Source organism: Pseudooceanicola sp. DL12, assembly GCF_056270665.1.
On sequence record NZ_CM149884.1, the window covers coordinates 2819329 to 2835594 of the forward strand.

General features: G+C 67.0%; 16 protein-coding genes. 5 read left to right on the plus strand and 11 right to left on the minus strand.

What is annotated here, in order from left to right:
- Nucleotide 1: 1 nt before the first annotated feature.
- The 3 genes from ribB to AC0WR5_RS13185 form a co-directional block, all read right to left on the minus strand.
- Nucleotides 2-1132, minus strand: a complete 1131-nt coding sequence (gene ribB, locus AC0WR5_RS13175; RefSeq protein WP_475863762.1) for a 3,4-dihydroxy-2-butanone-4-phosphate synthase — start codon at nucleotides 1130-1132, stop codon at nucleotides 2-4.
- Between the two features lie 147 nt (nucleotides 1133-1279).
- Nucleotides 1280-1867, minus strand: coding sequence for a hypothetical protein (locus tag AC0WR5_RS13180; RefSeq protein WP_475863764.1), 588 nt, complete (start codon nucleotides 1865-1867; stop codon nucleotides 1280-1282).
- Nucleotides 1864-2454: a riboflavin synthase gene (locus AC0WR5_RS13185; RefSeq protein WP_475863765.1), complete on the minus strand. Its 591-nt coding sequence runs from the start codon at nucleotides 2452-2454 to the stop codon at nucleotides 1864-1866. The genes AC0WR5_RS13180 and AC0WR5_RS13185 overlap by 4 nt, the downstream gene beginning before the upstream one ends.
- 215 nt (nucleotides 2455-2669) lie before the next feature.
- Here AC0WR5_RS13185 and AC0WR5_RS13190 point away from each other — a divergent pair, with 215 nt between their 5' ends.
- The 3 genes from AC0WR5_RS13190 (at nucleotide 2670) to AC0WR5_RS13200 (ending at nucleotide 7266) form a co-directional block, all read left to right on the plus strand.
- Nucleotides 2670-3962 carry a capsule biosynthesis protein gene (locus AC0WR5_RS13190; protein ID WP_475863766.1) on the plus strand — a complete coding sequence of 431 codons (1293 nt, stop codon included), beginning with the start codon at nucleotides 2670-2672 and terminating at the stop codon, nucleotides 3960-3962.
- 140 nt (nucleotides 3963-4102) lie between these two features.
- Nucleotides 4103-5233 (plus strand): polysaccharide biosynthesis/export family protein, encoded by a 1131-nt coding sequence (locus AC0WR5_RS13195; RefSeq protein ID WP_475869006.1) that lies wholly within the window; start codon nucleotides 4103-4105, stop codon nucleotides 5231-5233.
- A 14-nt stretch (nucleotides 5234-5247) separates the two neighbouring features.
- On the plus strand, nucleotides 5248-7266 hold the full coding sequence (locus AC0WR5_RS13200; protein WP_475869008.1) for a capsular polysaccharide biosynthesis protein: 2019 nt from the start codon (nucleotides 5248-5250) through the stop codon (nucleotides 7264-7266).
- 5 nt (nucleotides 7267-7271) lie between these two features.
- On the opposite strand, the gene ribD is transcribed toward AC0WR5_RS13200, so the two are convergent.
- The 6 genes from ribD to AC0WR5_RS13230 form a co-directional block, all read right to left on the minus strand.
- A complete protein-coding gene (gene ribD, locus AC0WR5_RS13205) occupies nucleotides 7272-8375 on the minus strand; it encodes a bifunctional diaminohydroxyphosphoribosylaminopyrimidine deaminase/5-amino-6-(5-phosphoribosylamino)uracil reductase RibD (protein ID WP_475863768.1) in 1104 nt (367 codons plus the stop codon).
- Nucleotides 8372-8839 (minus strand): transcriptional regulator NrdR, encoded by a 468-nt coding sequence (gene nrdR, locus AC0WR5_RS13210; RefSeq protein WP_475863770.1) that lies wholly within the window; start codon nucleotides 8837-8839, stop codon nucleotides 8372-8374. The genes ribD and nrdR overlap by 4 nt, the downstream gene beginning before the upstream one ends.
- Before the next feature lie 187 nt (nucleotides 8840-9026).
- On the minus strand, nucleotides 9027-10076 hold the full coding sequence (locus tag AC0WR5_RS13215) for a diguanylate cyclase domain-containing protein (protein ID WP_475863771.1): 1050 nt from the start codon (nucleotides 10074-10076) through the stop codon (nucleotides 9027-9029).
- Nucleotides 10073-10663, minus strand: a complete 591-nt coding sequence (locus tag AC0WR5_RS13220) for a heme NO-binding domain-containing protein (RefSeq protein ID WP_475863773.1) — start codon at nucleotides 10661-10663, stop codon at nucleotides 10073-10075. The genes AC0WR5_RS13215 and AC0WR5_RS13220 overlap by 4 nt, the downstream gene beginning before the upstream one ends.
- 128 nt (nucleotides 10664-10791) lie before the next feature.
- Entirely contained in the window at nucleotides 10792-12354 is a 1563-nt protein-coding gene (locus AC0WR5_RS13225; RefSeq protein ID WP_475863774.1) for a trimethylamine methyltransferase family protein, read from the minus strand.
- A gap of 111 nt (nucleotides 12355-12465) precedes the next feature.
- Nucleotides 12466-13164: an HAD family hydrolase gene (locus AC0WR5_RS13230; RefSeq protein WP_475863776.1), complete on the minus strand. Its 699-nt coding sequence runs from the start codon at nucleotides 13162-13164 to the stop codon at nucleotides 12466-12468.
- 190 nt (nucleotides 13165-13354) lie between these two features.
- Between AC0WR5_RS13230 and AC0WR5_RS13235 the strand changes: the two genes are divergently transcribed.
- Nucleotides 13355-13813, plus strand: coding sequence for a MarR family winged helix-turn-helix transcriptional regulator (locus tag AC0WR5_RS13235; protein ID WP_475863777.1), 459 nt, complete (start codon nucleotides 13355-13357; stop codon nucleotides 13811-13813).
- A 16-nt stretch (nucleotides 13814-13829) separates the two neighbouring features.
- Here the strand turns inward: AC0WR5_RS13235 and AC0WR5_RS13240 are convergent, their stop codons facing one another.
- On the minus strand, nucleotides 13830-14114 hold the full coding sequence (locus tag AC0WR5_RS13240) for a DUF3572 domain-containing protein (protein WP_475863778.1): 285 nt from the start codon (nucleotides 14112-14114) through the stop codon (nucleotides 13830-13832).
- A gap of 103 nt (nucleotides 14115-14217) precedes the next feature.
- Between AC0WR5_RS13240 and AC0WR5_RS13245 the strand changes: the two genes are divergently transcribed.
- Nucleotides 14218-15636: a diguanylate cyclase gene (locus tag AC0WR5_RS13245; RefSeq protein WP_475863779.1), complete on the plus strand. Its 1419-nt coding sequence runs from the start codon at nucleotides 14218-14220 to the stop codon at nucleotides 15634-15636.
- Nucleotides 15637-15690: 54 nt separating this feature from the next.
- Here the strand turns inward: AC0WR5_RS13245 and AC0WR5_RS13250 are convergent, their stop codons facing one another.
- Complete coding sequence (locus AC0WR5_RS13250; protein ID WP_475863781.1) at nucleotides 15691-16263, minus strand: periplasmic heavy metal sensor; 573 nt, start codon at nucleotides 16261-16263, stop codon at nucleotides 15691-15693.
- Nucleotides 16264-16266 lie beyond the last annotated feature (3 nt).

The window sequence follows — 16266 nt, forward strand, 5'->3', positions numbered from 1 at the left end:
CTTATCCTCCGATCCGGCGGGTGCCGGTGATTTCAAGCCCGTAGGCATCGAGCCCCACCACGTTGGGCTGGGGCGAATTGGTCAGCAGCACAAGGCGCGACAGCCCGAGCGAGGTCAGGATCTGGGCGCCAAGGCCGTATTGCCGCAGGGTCTGGGGCGAGACGCCCTCGCCGGTGGCGAGCTTCATATGGGTGTCGCGCAGCAGTACCACAACGCCGCGGCCCTCTTCGGCCACGGCCTTCATGCTGTCGCGGAACTCGTCGGCGCGGCCGACACCGCCAAGGCCCACCATGTCCTGCAGCGGATCCATGGCATGCATGCGCACCAGGACCGGGTCATCGCCCGAGACATCGCCCTTGATCAGCACGATATGCTCGGCGCCCTGGGTCTCGTCGACGTAGAGGCGCAGCGTCCAATCGCCGCCGAATTCCGAGGTGATGGTCTTTTCGCGCTCGAGCTTGACCAGGTTGTCGTGGCGGCGGCGATAGGCAATCAGGTCGGAGATCGTGCCGATCTTGAGCCCGTGCTTCTGGGCAAAGGCAATCAGTTCCGGCAGGCGCGACATGGTGCCGTCCTCGTTCATGATCTCGCAGATCACGCCCGAGGGGTTGAGGCCGGCCAGGCGCGAGACATCGACCGCGGCCTCGGTATGGCCGGCGCGGACGAGCACGCCGCCGTCGCGGGCGCGCAGCGGAAAGACGTGGCCGGGCGTGGCGATATCGGCCGGGCCCTTGCCCGCGTCGATGGCCACGGCGACGGTGCGCGCGCGGTCATGGGCCGAGATGCCGGTGGAGACACCTTCGCGGGCCTCGATGGAGACGGTGAAATTGGTCTCGTGACGCGAGGAATTGCTCGGCGACATGAGGGGCAGCCCGAGCTGATCGACACGGGAGCCGGCAAGCGAGAGACAGATCAGCCCGCGGCCATGGGTGGCCATGAAGTTGATCGCCTCGGGGGTGGCCATCTGCGCCGGGATCACCAGGTCGCCCTCGTTCTCGCGGTCCTCGTGGTCGACCAGGATGAACATCCGGCCGTTGCGGGCATCCTCGATGATCTCCTCGATCGACGAGATGGCGTCGGACCAGCGCTCCTCTACGGGGCCGGCGTTGTCATATGCATTGTTGTCGGACATGTGCCCTTCTTTCTTCCTGTCGCCTTGGGGGCAGATACCGCAGGGGGACAACATTTGCCAGCCTGACGCTTGGGCGAAATCGGCAGGGCGGCTGTGCGCAGCGACACCGTAGGCATCCGCAGCCTCCGGGCGGACCCTGGCGCCGCGTCAAGCGGCGCCGAAGAGTGCTTCGGCCGGGAGCGCGGCGCCGAGGCGACCGGCCGCGACCCATTCCTTCTCCAGCCCCAGGGCGGTGATGGCGACGAGACCCGCGGCTGGCAGCCCCTGCTGCGCCCGGGCGAGCGCCTCGCGCATGCGGGGGAAGGAGGCCAGGAGCGGCGGCGCCGGGACCGCGGCATCGAGACCGCGCACGCAGTCCATCAACAGCTCGGGGCTGAGCGGCGGCTGGGCCAGGGCGATGCGGTGGACATGGCGCAGCCGGATCAGCTTTTCGGAGATCTCCTCTGGCACCGGTGCGCCGTTGGAGAAGACCTGAAGCGCGTTGGAAGAGATCAGGTAGCCCGCGATGTCGCGGCCGGAAGTTGCGCGCACCGAGGCATAGTCGCGGTAGGCGAGCCCGACATCGGCGGCGCGGGCCATGCGCATCCGCAAGAGCGCCACGGGCAGCGCGGACTGCTTATGCTGCGCCTGCGCCCGGGCCCAGGAATGCGCCCGCCAGGTGCGGCCCGCGTCCATCGACGGCCCCATGTTGTGTCCAATGCCGTGCAGGGGCCACCCCCCGGCCCCTTCGCTCATGCCGGCATCTCCTGCAGGCGGGCGACGTAGCGGGCCATGGTGTCGACCTCGAGGTTGACGTGATCGCCCACCGAGAGCCCGCCCCAGGTGGTGACGGATTTCGTATGCGGGATCATGTTGATGCCGAAGGTTTCGCCCTCGACCTCGTTGACGGTAAGCGAGGTGCCGTTGAGCGCGACCGAGCCCTTTGGCGCGATGAAACGCGCCAGACCGTGCAGGGCGCGAAAAGTGAAGCGGGTGCTGTCGCCCTCGTCGCGGATCGCCAGGATCTCGGCGGTGCCGTCGACATGGCCCGAGACGATATGCCCGCCCAGCTCGTCGCCCACGCGCAGCGCCCGCTCGAGATTGATGCGGTGCCCCTCGGCCCAGCGGCCCAGGGTGGATTTCGACAGGGTCTCGGCGCTGATGGTCACGTCGAACCAGTCGGCCCCGGTGGCGGTGACGGTCAGGCAGACGCCGTCGCAGGCGATGGAAGCGCCGATGTCGACGCCCTCCATGTCGTAGCCGGTGCCGATGCGGGCCGTCAGGTCGCCCGCCTGGCGCAGGCTGCGCAGAGTGCCGATGTCGCTGATCAATCCGGTGAACATGGGAGCCTTTCCGCGCCGCCGCGCTTCGCTTTTCCAAGCGGTAGCGCCAAGCCGGGCACCGTTCAAGAGCTGGCGCGCGGGCCCGCCTTCAATGGCCGCCAGGCGCCGGAAATCGCAGGGCGTTTCAGATCGCGGAAGGAATTGATCGGCAGTGTGCACCCCAAGTTTGACCGTTTGCACGTTTTCAGCCAAGAAGGATCCAGAGGTTGGAAACCATGAAACCCAGAGTGCAACGCCGGAGGGTGTTCCTGTTCCTGCAGGGCCCTCACGGTCCGTTCTTTCAGCAACTCGCCCGCATGTTGCAGCATGCCGGGGCAGAGGTCTGGCGCGTGGGCTTCAACGCCGGGGACAGCGTCTTTTGGCGGGACCGCAACAGCTATATCCCCTATCGCGAGGACATCGAGGCCTGGCCGGAGACACTGGCCCGCCTGCTCGAGACGAAATGCGTGACCGACATCGTGCTCTATGGCGACGTGCGCCCGGTCCACGCCGAGGCCGTGATCCAGGCCCGCGCCCGCGGGGTGACGGTGCATGTCTTCGAGGAAGGCTACATGCGGCCCTACTGGGTGACCTATGAACGCGGCGGATCGAACGGCAACTCGCGGCTGATGGAGATGGGCGTGGAGGACATGCGCCAGATGCTGGCGCTGTCGGATATGGATGCGCCGCTGCCGCCGGCGCGTTGGGGCGACATGCGCGAACATGTCTTCTACGGAGCGCTCTATCATTGGTTCGTGATGTTCGCGAACCGCAACTATCGCAGTTTCCAGCCCCATCGCAGCCTGACGGTCACGCAGGAATTCAAGCTCTACGTGCGGCGCCTGCTGAGCATGCCGATAACCTCGATCGAGCGGCGGCGGGCCTCGCGCCGGATCCGGCGCGCGGGCTTTCCCTATCACCTAGTGCTGCTGCAGCTGGAACACGACAGTTCCTTCCAGGCGCATTCCCCCTTTGCCACAATGGTGGATTTCCTCGAGGAGGTCATGCGCGGCTTCAGCGAGGGAGCGCCGGGGCATCATCACCTGGTGATCAAGGCGCATCCGCTGGAGGACGGGCGGGCGCCGCTGCGCCGCGAGATCCGTCGCCTGACCCGCGAAATGGACCTGACCGGGCGGGTGCATTACGTGCGCGGCGGCAAGCTGGCCGAGCTTCTGGCCGACACCCGCAGCGCGGTCACGGTGAATTCCACCGCCGGGCAGCAGGTGCTCTATCGGGGCATCCCGATCAAGGTCTTCGGCGCCGCCGTCTATGCCAAACCGGAGTTCGTCTCGACCCAGCCGCTGGATGAGTTCTTTGCCAGCGCACAGCGTCCGGACCGCCGCGCCTACAAGGATTTCCGCCGGTTCCTGCTCGAAACCAGCCAGATTGCGGGCGGTTTCTATTCCGCCCGGGCCCGGCGCCAGCTGATGCGGCAGGTGGTCGACATGATGCTGTCGGCCGAAGATCCCTATGATGCGCTGAAGTCCGGCACCGCGGCTCCGCGGCAACAGTTGCGAATCGTAACCTGACGCCGAGCCACCCCGTGCTGGATCCGAAACCGCTTTGGGGCTAGCCTCGGCCCATAAAACAATAAGAACTTGCGGCTGGTCGAGCGCCGGCACTTAAGTGGTGAGGACATCGAGACGTGACCCCTATCAGCTACCAAGGGATGACCCGTGGGCTGCGGCGCGCGGCCGTGACACTGGCACTCGGCAGCCTCGCCGCCTGTGCGGCCCTGCCCCATGTCGGCCCCAACAAGGACCAGATCTATGCCGGGTCGATCCAGCGCGAGGGCGACAGTTTCATCGTTACCGTGAACGACCGGGTGACCAAGGCCACCGCGGTGACGCCTGCCCTGGGCTTTTCTCAGGCCTTCCGCAATGCCGCCACGGTCGGATCCGACACCATCAGCCCCGGCGACACGCTGACCCTGACCATCTGGGAAAACGTCGACGACGGGCTGCTTGTCAGCGATGGCATGAACTTTACCAGCCTGAACGGCGTGCAGGTGGATGACGACGGCTATATCTTCGTGCCCTACGCGGGCCGCATCAAGGCCGCCGGCAATACCCCCGAAGCGATCCGCCAGCAGATCACCGCACAGCTGGCCGAACAGACACCCGACCCGCAGGTCGAGGTACGCCGGGAGGCCGGCGACGGTGCGACGGTGACGCTCGGCGGCTCGATCGGGGCACAGGGCGTCTATCCGATCCAGCGCCCGACCCGGAACCTGTCGTCGATGCTGGCCTCGGCCGGCGGGCCCACGGTCAAGCCCGAGATCGCCCAGGTCACGGTGATGCGCGGCAACCAGAAATCGACCGTCTGGTACCAGGACATCTTTACCAACCCTGCCTACGACATCGCGCTGCGCAACGGCGACCGCGTGCTGGTCGAAGGCGATCAGCGCAGCTTCATCGTGCTGGGCGCGGCCGGCCGGCAGACCAGCATCGATTTCGACAACGCGACGATGAACGGCGTAGAGGCCCTGGCCCGGGCCGGCGGCCTGCAGACCAATGCCGCAGACCCCACCGGCATCTTCGTGTTCCGCAACGAGCCGGAGGCCATCGCCAAGAGCGTGCTGGCCCGCAACGACCTGACCGGAGCGCAGCGGATGGTCTACGTGCTGAACCTGAACGAGCCGAACGGCATCTTCCTGGCCCGGGATTTCCTGATCCAGGACGGCGACGTGATCTATGTCACCGAGGCACCGTTCACCCAGTGGAACAAAACCATCGCGACGCTCACCGGCTCGCTCAGCTCGGCGGCAACGGTGAACTCGGTGGCCAACCTGGCCAACTGACGGGCTTGACCACCCTGCCCCCCTCCGATCCCGAAGCCGCCGCCGCGCCCGATGCGCCGCGGCGGCTTTTCGTTTACACCGGCGGCTTCCTGCGGCAGCCACGCCTGCGGCGGATCCTGTCGCTGGCGGGCTATCGCGTGACGACGGGCCTGCCCGGCCCCGGCGAGCTGGTGGGGGTATGGGGGCACTCCCGCCACGCCTGGAGGGGCCAGCGTGTGGCCGAGCGGCGGGGGGCCGGCCTGCTGAGGGTCGAGGATCCCTTCCTGCGCTCGCTGCGCCCGGGGCGGTCAGGCGAGCCGCCCATCGGGCTGGTCCTCGACCGGCGGGGCTGTCATTTCGATGCCACGCGCCCCTCGGATCTGGAACATCTGCTGGCCCATGATCCGCTCGACGCGCCGGAGCTACTGGCCCGGGCCGAGGCGCTGATCGCCAAGATGCGGGAGGCGCATCTGACCAAATATGCAGCCGTACTGCCGGAGGCGCCGCTGCCCGCGCCCGGCTATGTCCTGGTGATCGACCAGACCAAGGGCGATGCCTCGATCCGGCTTGGTGGCGCCGCCGCGGATAGCTTTGCCACGATGCTGCAGGCCGCGCGGCAGGAAAACCCCGGCGTGCGCATTGTGATCAAGACCCACCCGGAGAGCACCGCCGGGCACCGGCCCGGCCATTTCGGCCCCGGCGACACCGACATCCGCACCAGCCTGCTGGACCGGCCGGTCAGCCCCTGGGCGCTGATGGAGGGCGCGGTGGCGGTCTATACCGTCAGCTCGCAGCTTGGGTTCGAGGCGATCCTGGCGGGCCATCGACCGCAGGTTTTCGGCCTGCCTTTCTATGCCGGTTGGGGCCTGAGCGAAGACCGCAACCCGACGCCCCTGCCCCGGCGCGGGCGGGCGCTCGGCGCGGCGCAACTGGCCGCGGGGGCACTGCTGCGCTACCCGGTGTGGTACGATCCCTGCCGCGACGCGCTGTGCCCGGCAGAGGAGGCCGCAGAGGGGCTGGCCGCGCGGGCGCGAGCCTGGCGCGAGGATCATGATGGCTGGGTAGGGTTGAACATAAGGCTATGGAAACGAAAGAGCTTTCAGGGTTTCTTTGGCGGCGAAAAGGCGATGCGTTTTGCCGGTGCCAAGTCGGAGGGCGAGGACCGCAGGGTGATGAGCTGGGCCGGGCTGACCCCGCCCGAGGCAGAGGTCGTGCGCGTGGAAGACGGCTTTCTGCGGTCCCGCGGCCTGGGAGCCGCGCTGGTGCCACCGGTGTCGCTGACCCTCGATGACCTCGGGATCTACTACGATCCCACGCGCGAGAGCCGCCTGGACCGGCTGATTGCCGGGCGGGAGCGCCTGCGCCCGGACCAAGAGGCGCGCGTGGCAGCGCTTGTTTCACGGCTTCGCGCGGCGGGGCTGAGCAAGTACAACCTCGGAAAGGCCCCCGCGCTGGAGGGAGTGCCCGACGGTGCCCGCCTGCTTGTGGCGGGACAGGTGGAGGACGATGCCTCGATCCGGCTGGGGGCCGGCGAGATCCGCACCAACCGCGCCCTGCTCGTGACCGCGCGTCGCGCCCGGCCCGAAGCGGTGATCCTCTACAAGCCGCATCCCGACGTCGAGGCCGGGCTGCGCCCCGGCGCGGTGGAGGAGGCCGAAACGTTGGCCGACCGGGTGATCACCGGCACCGATCCGGCCGCGCTGCTGGAGCAGGTCGACGAGGTCTGGACGATGACCTCTCTCATAGGGTTCGAGGCGCTGATCCGGGGCCGGGCGGTCACCACGCTGGGGCGACCCTTCTATGCCGGCTGGGGCCTGACGCAGGACCTGGGGCCACGGGTGCAACATCGCACTGCAAGGCCGGCGCTTGCCGGGCTGATCCATGCGGCGCTGATCGATTACCCGCGCTATCGCGATCCGGTGAGCGGGTTGCCCTGTACCGTCGAAGTGGCGATGGACAGACTGGAAACGGGTACGACCAGCGGCAGCCCGGCGCTGAGGGGACTGGCCAAGCTGCAGGGGTTCTTCGCCTCGCAAAGCTGGCTCTGGCGCTAGGCCGATCAGCGGGTCGGACGGCGCCAGCGGGTCATCACATCGGGACCGATGCGGGTGCAGTCGACAAGTTCGAGGCGCGGGGCATCGGCGAGCCTGGCGACCCCGAGGGCGGCCACGCCGCCGCGGCCATCTGCCCCTACGAGGGCCCCGCCGGTCATGACGATGAGCTCGTCGACGAGATCGGCACCGAGGAGCGTGGCGGCAAGGGCGCCGCCCCCCTCGCAGAAGACACGGGTCAAACCGCGCGCGCCGAGCTGTTGCAGAACCGAGCCGATATCGAGCTGCCGCCCGGAAACCTCGCACGGCAGCAGTTTGGCACCGACGCCCTGCCAGGCGGTGATCAGGGCCGGATCGGCATCGCGGCCGTGGCAGATCCAGACGGGCACCTGCTGTGCGGTCCGCGCGAGGTTGCCCAGAAGCGGCAGGTCGATCCGCCGTGAGACGACGACCCGCACCGGCTGAGACACCTCGCCCATGCCGCGCACGGTCAGCGAGGGATCATCGGCCCGGGCGGTGCCTGCGCCGACCATGACCGCATCATGGGAGAGGCGCATGGCATGCACCCGGCGACGCGCCTCGGGGCCGGTGATCCACTGGCTGTCGCCGCTGGCCGTGGCAATGCAACCGTCGATGGTGAGCGCGAGCTTGAGGGTGACGAAGGGCCGGCCCTGCTCGCGGTTGAGAAAGAAGCCGGCATGATCTGCCAGCGCGGCCTCGGCCATCAGCCCGGTCGAGACCTCGATGCCGGCGGCGCGCAGCATGTCGAACCCCTTGCCCTCGACCCTCGGGTCGATATCGGCGATGGGCGCCACGACGCGGGCAATCCCTGCGCCGATCAGCGCCTCGGCGCAGGGAGGCGTCTTGCCATGGTGGGCGCAGGGTTCGAGGCTGACATAGGCGGTGGCACCCCGGGCACGCTCGCCAGCCTGCGCCAGGGCCATCGGTTCGGCGTGGGGGCGCCCCCCCGGTTGCGTCCAGCCGCGCCCGACGATGCAGCCATCACGCACGATGACGCAGCCCACGGAGGGGTTGGGCCAGGTATTGCCCTGCCCCCGACGCCCCAGCGACAGCGCCAGGGCGAGATAGCGGGCGTCGTCTTGCCGGTTCACTCGTCTTTGACGATGTTCGGACGCAGTTCGCTCACGAACTTGTCGAAATCGTCGGCCGCCTGGAAATTCTTGTAGACGCTGGCAAAGCGCACGTAGGCCACGGTGTCGATGCGCGCGAGCGCCTCCATGACAATCTCGCCGATGACCTTGGAGGGGATGTCGGTCTCGCCCATGCTCTCGAGGCGGCGCACGATGCCGGAGATCATCTGGTCGATGCGCTCCTGTTCGACGGGGCGTTTCTGCATCGAGATACGGATCGAACGCTCGAGCTTGTCGCGATCGAAATCCTCGCGACGGCCGTTCGACTTGATCACCACGAGATCGCGCAGCTGGACGCGTTCGTAGGTGGTGAACCGACCGCCACAGGCCGGGCAGAAGCGACGCCTGCGGATCGAGACGTGATCCTCTGCCGGGCGTGAATCCTTCACCTGAGTGTCTATGTTGCCGCAGAACGGACAGCGCATAGGCCGGGCTCCCCTCTCGATTGTTTCCCCGGGCCGATTGCACGGCTATGGGGCCACCCCTTTTTATCCACAGCGACTATAGGGTTTCTACATCAGATTGGGTAGCACCGATTTGAGCAATCAACATATGCTGCGGATTTGCCACGGCAGGCCCGCATTTTCAGCGTATTGGCGGGTAGGGGAACACTCAGGATGTGGCCGAGGCCGCACCCGGCAGGAACAGCGTATGCTGGGCCCGGCCGCCGTGCTTGGACTGATAGAGCGCCATGTCGGCATCGGCCAGCATCTGCTCCGGGCGCGGCCTGTCGTAATAGCTCGACAGGGTCGTGCCCATGGAACAGGACACCCGGCACGTCACGCCCTCGAAGGTGATCGGTACCTCGAGACGGCGGATCAGGTTGGCGGCGATTTCCTCGATCCGGGCGGTGCGGGTCAGCCGCGGGAAGAGCAGCACGAACTCATCCCCGCCGATGCGGGCGACGGTATCCACCTCGCGGGTTTCCTCGACCATCAGGTGGGCAACGTGCTGGAGCACGAAGTCGCCGGCGGCGTGGCCATGGGTGTCGTTGACCTCCTTGAAGTAGTCGAGGTCGAGATGCATCAGAGCGAAGGTCTGGCGGGTGCGGATCAGCCGGGCCAGGACATGATCCATTGCGCGGCGGTTCTTCAGCCCGGTCAGCGTGTCGGTATAGGCCTGCTCCTCGGCCGCTATCTTGGCCCCCTGCAGGCGCAGGTTCAGCTTGCGCGAGGCCTCCATCGCGGCGGTCTTGGCCTCGATCAGGTAGAGCATCTCGATCGTCAGGTCAGTGACGGCAAAGTCACCGCTGTGCAGGCTGTAGGTCTGCAACGCATCGACAATGGAAATGCCGAAGGAGAAATTGACCAGCGCCCCCTGCTGCCCGGCCGCATCGGGGGCGAGCGGCACGAAGACCGCCTTGAGCGCGGTGCGAGGCACGTCGCGCAGGCGCAGGTGCATCTTGACACCCGCGAGCCGCATCAGGTCTTCCATCGAGTCGACCGCGCGGGGGCGACTGAGCTCGAACAGCTCAAGAAAGCGCTGGCCGGCCATGGGCTCTTCCGGGCGCAGCTTCTGCATCGTCGGGCCAGCATGGCTGATGTGGCCGGTCGGATCGAGGACCAGGTGCATAGGGCAGAGCGTGTCGAGCGCCGCAAGGCTGACGCCTTGCACCTGCGGGCCCGAGACCAGCAGGTCGGGTTTCTTCGGAGGGACTGTCATCCGGCACGCGCCCCGAGCTCGAAGCTGCGGCCCTCGGCAAAGGCGGTTTCGACCAGGGTGATCTCGATCCGCTCGATGCCGGAGCCGCCCCCGAGGTGATCGAGAACCACCAGCGCACCGTAGTCGTCGGCCATGGCCCGCAGGATGCCCACCATGACATGACCAAAGCCCGGCAGGCGGCTGCTCTGGCAGGTCAGGGAGAAGCGCGAGGCGGAATGTTGGCGCAGCTCGAGAGCCGGCAATTCAAGGTCGGACACGGCAAGGCGTGTGCGGTCGGGCAGATCATCGAGGGAATGCAGGAAATCCTCGTAGCAGATGCCGGCAAAGCGCAGCAGTCGACGCAGCCCTTCGTTGTTCTTGTGCGACACGAGGTAGGTGCCGATGTCCTCGAGCACGACGTGGCGCGGCTTGCGCAGGATCTCGCAAGCGGCATCGACCACGCGCCAAGTCACCGGTTCTTCATAGGTGAGCATCGCCTCGAACTCCGGGAACGGCAGATCGGCAGCGAGTGCGACCTCACTCCAGACCGTCTCGCCATAGGAATCCCGCAGGAAGCTCTGGATGGATTTGTTGATCAAACCGTGCATGGTGCCGCCGCAGCCCGTATTCGCTGGCCGTCAGGATGGCGTCAGAGGTTTAACATCGGTTCAACACCGGCGCGGGTGACCGAGCCGCAAAGCCCCTTCTTGCGTCGCATGTTAATCATTTTTCGCGGTCAATAATCCGTATGCGCCCCGCCCTCCTGCTTGCGGCGGATGACGAACTCCTGAAGCGCGGCGCGATTGGCCTCGGGGATCGGCGGCGCGCGGTAGTCCTCCAGAATGTTCAGGTAGGTTGTATGCGCCCGTTCGGCGGTCCAGACGGCACCGCTCTGCTGCCAGCTCTCGAAGTTGCGCCAATCCGACAGGAAGGGCTGATAGAAGGCCGTGGCATAGCGGTCCTGGGTGTGTTGCGTGCCGAAGAAATGGCCGTTCTGGCGCACCTCGCGCATGGCATCGAGGGCGATGCCCCCCTCGTCCGTGGCACAGATCCCCGGCTCCATGTAGCGCTGGATCTGCTGCAACACCTCGCAATCCATGATGAATTTCTCGGGGCTGGCAATCAGCCCACCCTCGAGCCAGCCCGCGGCATGATAGACGATATTCGCGCCCGACTGCACCGCCGACCAGAGCGCATTCGAGGTTTCCCACATCGCCTGGCCGTCCGGCACATTGGCCGCGCAGGACCCCGAGGCGCGCATCGGCAAACCGTAGTGGCGGCACATCTGGCCGGTCATCTGGGTGGCGCGCATGTATTCCGGCGTGCCGAAGGCCGGAGCGCCGGATTTCATGTCGACGTTCGAGGTGAAGGTGCCGAAGGCACAGGGCACGCCCGGACTGATGTACTGGGCCAGGGCGATGGCCGAGAGGCCCTCGGCCAGCGACTGAACCACCGCGCCGGCCATGGTCACCGGCGCCATGGCGCCGGCCAGCGTGAAGGGCGAGACGATCAGCCCCTGACCTCGCCGCGCCAACCGCATCCAGCCGTCGAGCATCGGGTAATCGTGCTTCAGCGGCGAGGTGGAGTTGATGTTGGTGTACATGTGCGGAGTGGCGTCGAACTCCTCCTGCGTCCAGCCGCCAGCCAGGCGTACCATCTCGATCACGTCCTCGACCCGCTCGGCACCGAGCGAATAGGCATGTGGCACCTTGTCGGTCAGCGTCAGCTTGTCGAAGAGCACATCGAGATGGCGGACCGAGGCGTGGATGTCCACCGGCTCTACCGGATAGCCGCCCGCGAAGTGGATGCAGTTGAAATACTGCGTGAGTTTCAGGAGGTTGGCACATTGTTCGCGGGTGCCGGGCACCTTGCGACCAAGCGCCATGTCCCAGTAGTTCGGCGGGGAGGATACATTGCCGAAGAGGATATGGTTGCCCCCGATGGGCAGCATGCGATCCGGGTTGCGCGGGGTAAGTGTCCATTCGGCGGGGGCGGTGGCAAGCATCTCGGTGACAAAGTCGCGCCCCATGCGCACAACATCACCCTGGACGATGCAGCCCGCCTCTTCGAGGATGCGGCAGGCGTCAGGATGCAGGAAGGCGACGCCGATCTCCTCCAGCACCGTCATGGCGCCCTCATGGATGGCAGCAATGCCCTCCTCGCCCAGGGGCTCGGTCGGACGGTCGATATTGACGGGAATGCGCCAGGGGGGCTGGAAAATCGCGGCGCTGCCCCGTCGTGCGACGGATCCGGCCCGTCCGCCGCCGCGTCGTTTCGCCCTGGCTGCCGCATGTTCCATGACCTGCCTCCATCCTGATGGAGCGAGCAAACGCTCGCCCCCGGTCCAAAGCAGCCCCGTTTGCGACACCCAGTGTCGCATTCACTCAATCAAAAAGGGAAAGGCCGGCTTCTAACCCGCCCGCGTGTCGAGCCAGGCGGGCAGATGACCGATATCGGGCAACACCACATCGGCATGTGGCGCGAGTTCCTCGGCCGGGGCCATGCCTGTCAGCACGGCCACGGTCGTCATACCAGCGGCCCGCCCCGCCAGCAGGTCGTGGGTGCTGTCGCCGACCATCGCACAAGCCCCGGGCGTAAGGCCCCCGGCTCGCGCAAAGGCCAGCAGCGGCGCCGGATCCGGCTTTTCGCCGAAGCCGGAATCGAAGCCCGCGATGAAATCGAACATCTCCTCGACACCGGCGGCGCGCAGGTGGGCCCGGGCGCTGCTCTCGGCGTCGTTGGTCATGACGCCGAGCTTCAGCTGCCGTGCCGCCAGCGCCTGCATCAACGGCAGGAGCGGGGTTGCAGGCACCAGCTCTGCCGCGGCGGCGCGCCGGTTCAGGAAGCCAGCGACCCACTCCGCATCGCGTCCGGGCAGCACCGCCGCCACGCGTTCCGCCGCTTGCCAGGTGGTCCCGGCGATCACCGGGCTGTCCGGGGTGAAACTGCCCAGCTCGAGATCGAATTTCAGTGCCGCGGCAATGGCGCGAGCAAGGTCGTCGTCGCCTTCGGCGAAATCGGCAATGACGGATTTGGCCCAGCCGTTCCAGGTGCCAGCGAAGTCGAACAGGGTCCCGTCCTTGTCAAAGAGAATTCCGCCAAGCGCCATGGTATCCGCCTTTTCGTCCGCTGTTTCGTCCGGTGTATCCGCCGCCCTGGCCGGGCAGTCGGACCCTGCGCGATCCGGCCTTCGGGCACAAGCCGGTAATCCCCGCACCATGCCACGGCGCCAGCTCTGCTTACACCAGCAACCCACCGGCATCCTTGACTTTCCCGATCCCGTCAGGCTCAACCAAGGCATGAGCGACGAGACGCCCCGATACCGGCTGCACCAATCCCTGGGATACTGGCTGTCCTTGGCCGCCCGCCTGCAGGAACGCAGGCTGGACGACCGCCTGCGCGACATCGGCCTGACCCGGATACAGTGGTGCATCCTGCTGGGCCTGGCCAACGAGGGACTGACCCAGCCGTCGGAGCTGGCGGAATTCGTGGGCATCGACCGCACCGCCACCTCTCGTGCGCTGCGTCAGATGGAAGCGGACGGGCTCCTCGAGCGGTCCTTTGGCACCGATGATCGCCGCACCCGCCAGATCGCCCTGACAAAAGCCGGCCAGCGGGCCGTGGCCCAGGGCACGCCCTTTGCCGTGGAGAACATGGCCGTGATGGCGGATCGCCTGGCGGAAGGCGAGATGGAGCAATTGCTGAAGCTGCTGGAAAAGCTGACCGAAGGCGAAGAGCCGGCCCTGCGCCACCTCTGAACCTCTGAGCGCGCCCTCAGGTCCAGTGCACCTGTTCGCCCCCGGGCAGCATCATGCGCGCCTGCTGCGGCAGGTCGTAGGGCAGCTGCGCCTGGTCGCAGAACCTCACGATCCAGGCATCGTCCATCAGGATGAAATCGAGTACGGCACCGAGGAACTCCGGGGCCAAAGCCGCCTGCCTCAGATCATCGGCAGAAAGGCCGGTAGAGCCCATGAACACGGGCAGCAATTCCTCGTTCCCCGCAAGCCATGTCAGGGCCGCCGTGGCGACCTCTTCGGCTCGTGCGCGCGATACTGCCAATTCGATAACTCCCAATGCGCTTCGAAATTGTTTCTTAACCAATTTCACCAATTCATTAGCCATGCAACCCGGCTCTCTCAGCCGGCCATTCCGGGAAGATTTCATGCCAGGACGGATCTTGATCGTGGACGACAACGTGACCCGCCGGATTACGCTGGCCGCACGTCTCTCGGGCGCTTTCTACGACATTCAGGTTGCAGGGTCCGACGAGGAGGCCCTGGCGATCATGGACGACTGGCAGCCCAGCGTCCTGCTGGTGGCGGACGAGCTCTCCTGCATGCCGGTCGCCCAGTTCCTGCGCCACATCCGGGCCACACCGCAATACGAGACGGTCACCATTTTCGTGGTCACCGCAGCCGGCGCCCAGACCGGGCGCGGCGCGCTTTTGACGGCCGGCGCCGACGAGGTGATCCCACGCAGCGAGCCCGAAGATGTCTTCAAGGCGCGCCTGCGCTCGCATGAACGTGCCCGCGACATGATCGATACGCTGCAGCTGCGCAGCGACGACGGCCGCCTGCCCGGCCTGCGCGAGGCCTCGGCCACCTTCATGGGCAAGACACGCGTTACCCTGATCGCCGCCGATGCCGCACAGGCAGCCGCCTGGCAAACCGCGCTCGGCCCGCTCGCCGGGTTCCGGATGGACTATCGGCTGCTGTCCGACGTGGCGCGCCCCGGCGGCCTCCAAAAGGAGCCCGGGCTGATCGTCCTGGGCATCACGCCGGGCCAGGAACACCGCAGCTTCCGCCTGCTTTCCGAGATCCAGGCGCATCGTGACCGCAGCGAAATCGAGATCCTGCTCTTTGCCCCCGATGCCAGCCACCGGGTGGTGGCCGAGGGGTACGAGATCGGCGCCGGGTCGATCATGTGCGGAATCTTCGACGCCGACGAGATCACCGCGCGACTGCGGGCGCTGCAACTGCGGCTGGCGCGGCGGCACGGGCTGCGCAGGGCGCTTGCCGACGGGCTGCGTGCCTCGATCACCGATCCGCTAACCGGCCTCTACAACCGCCGCTTCGCCCTGCCCCGACTGTCGCAGATCTCGCGCATGACCGCGCGCGGCACCCGCGGTTTTGCGGTGATGGTCATCGACCTCGACCACTTCAAGAAGGTCAACGACATCCACGGTCACGCGGTGGGCGACTTGGCCCTGAAATCCGTCGCCCATACTCTGAGAAGCCAGCTGGGCCCCGAGGACTTGCTGGCCCGGATAGGCGGCGAGGAATTCCTGGTCGCCCTGCCCGACATTGCGCCGCAGGACGCGCTCGACCGTGCCGCCCAGCTCTGCGAGGCGGTGCGCCAGTCGAAGGTCGTCCTGGCCGAGACCCAGGCACCGCTGAGCCTGACGATCTCGGTTGGGGTTACCTTGGGCAAGGCCGGTACGCGCAATGCAGAGAGCCTGATCGAGGATGCCGACCGCGCGCTCTATACCGCCAAGCACTGCGGGCGGGACCAGGTGGCCCTTCAGCCGCGACGCGGTGGAACGTCCTTTGCCCCGCCCACGGCCCTGCGTGCCGGCGCTTGACCGCTTCCCATCCTGAAATGGAAAACCCGGTGGCCATGGGCGCACCGGGTGTCTTCAGTTCTGCTCGGGCCGGTTCGGTCGCCCCTTGTCCACATCCTCGGCGTGCGACGGCGGCCGGCTGAGGCGCTTTTCCAAGCGATCAGCATAGGCCTGGCGATCCTGGGGCGACATCTCGGCAATATAGTCGATGAGCAGCTCCTGCCCGGAGGTCTGCCGGCGGATCGCCTCCTGAAGCTGCCGCGACATGCTTTGCGAAAAGGCTTCCTTGTCAAAAGGTTCGGCCCGCAGCGTGGCGATGATACCGGCAAACTCGGAGCGAATTTCCTGCCGCGAAGGCCGGTTCGCCTTCATGTCCTCGAAGACCATCCGGCCGATCTCGCGGCGCTCCTCATCGGTCATGGCCAGCGAGAGGACCCCGCCCGTCCGCTCGAGATGGGGCGGCGGCCCGCCCACGGGCGCCTTGAGCACGAAGCCCACGACCAGGCCGGCCACCGCGAGATTCAGAGCTAGGGAGATGAACAGCACGATGCGCACCCATAGCGCGGTCCTGCGGCGTTCAGGGCCCCGGCCGTTGTCGCCATTGCCACCGGCGCCGGTGGGCGGCGTTTCTGTCGTCATGTCGCTCATCGT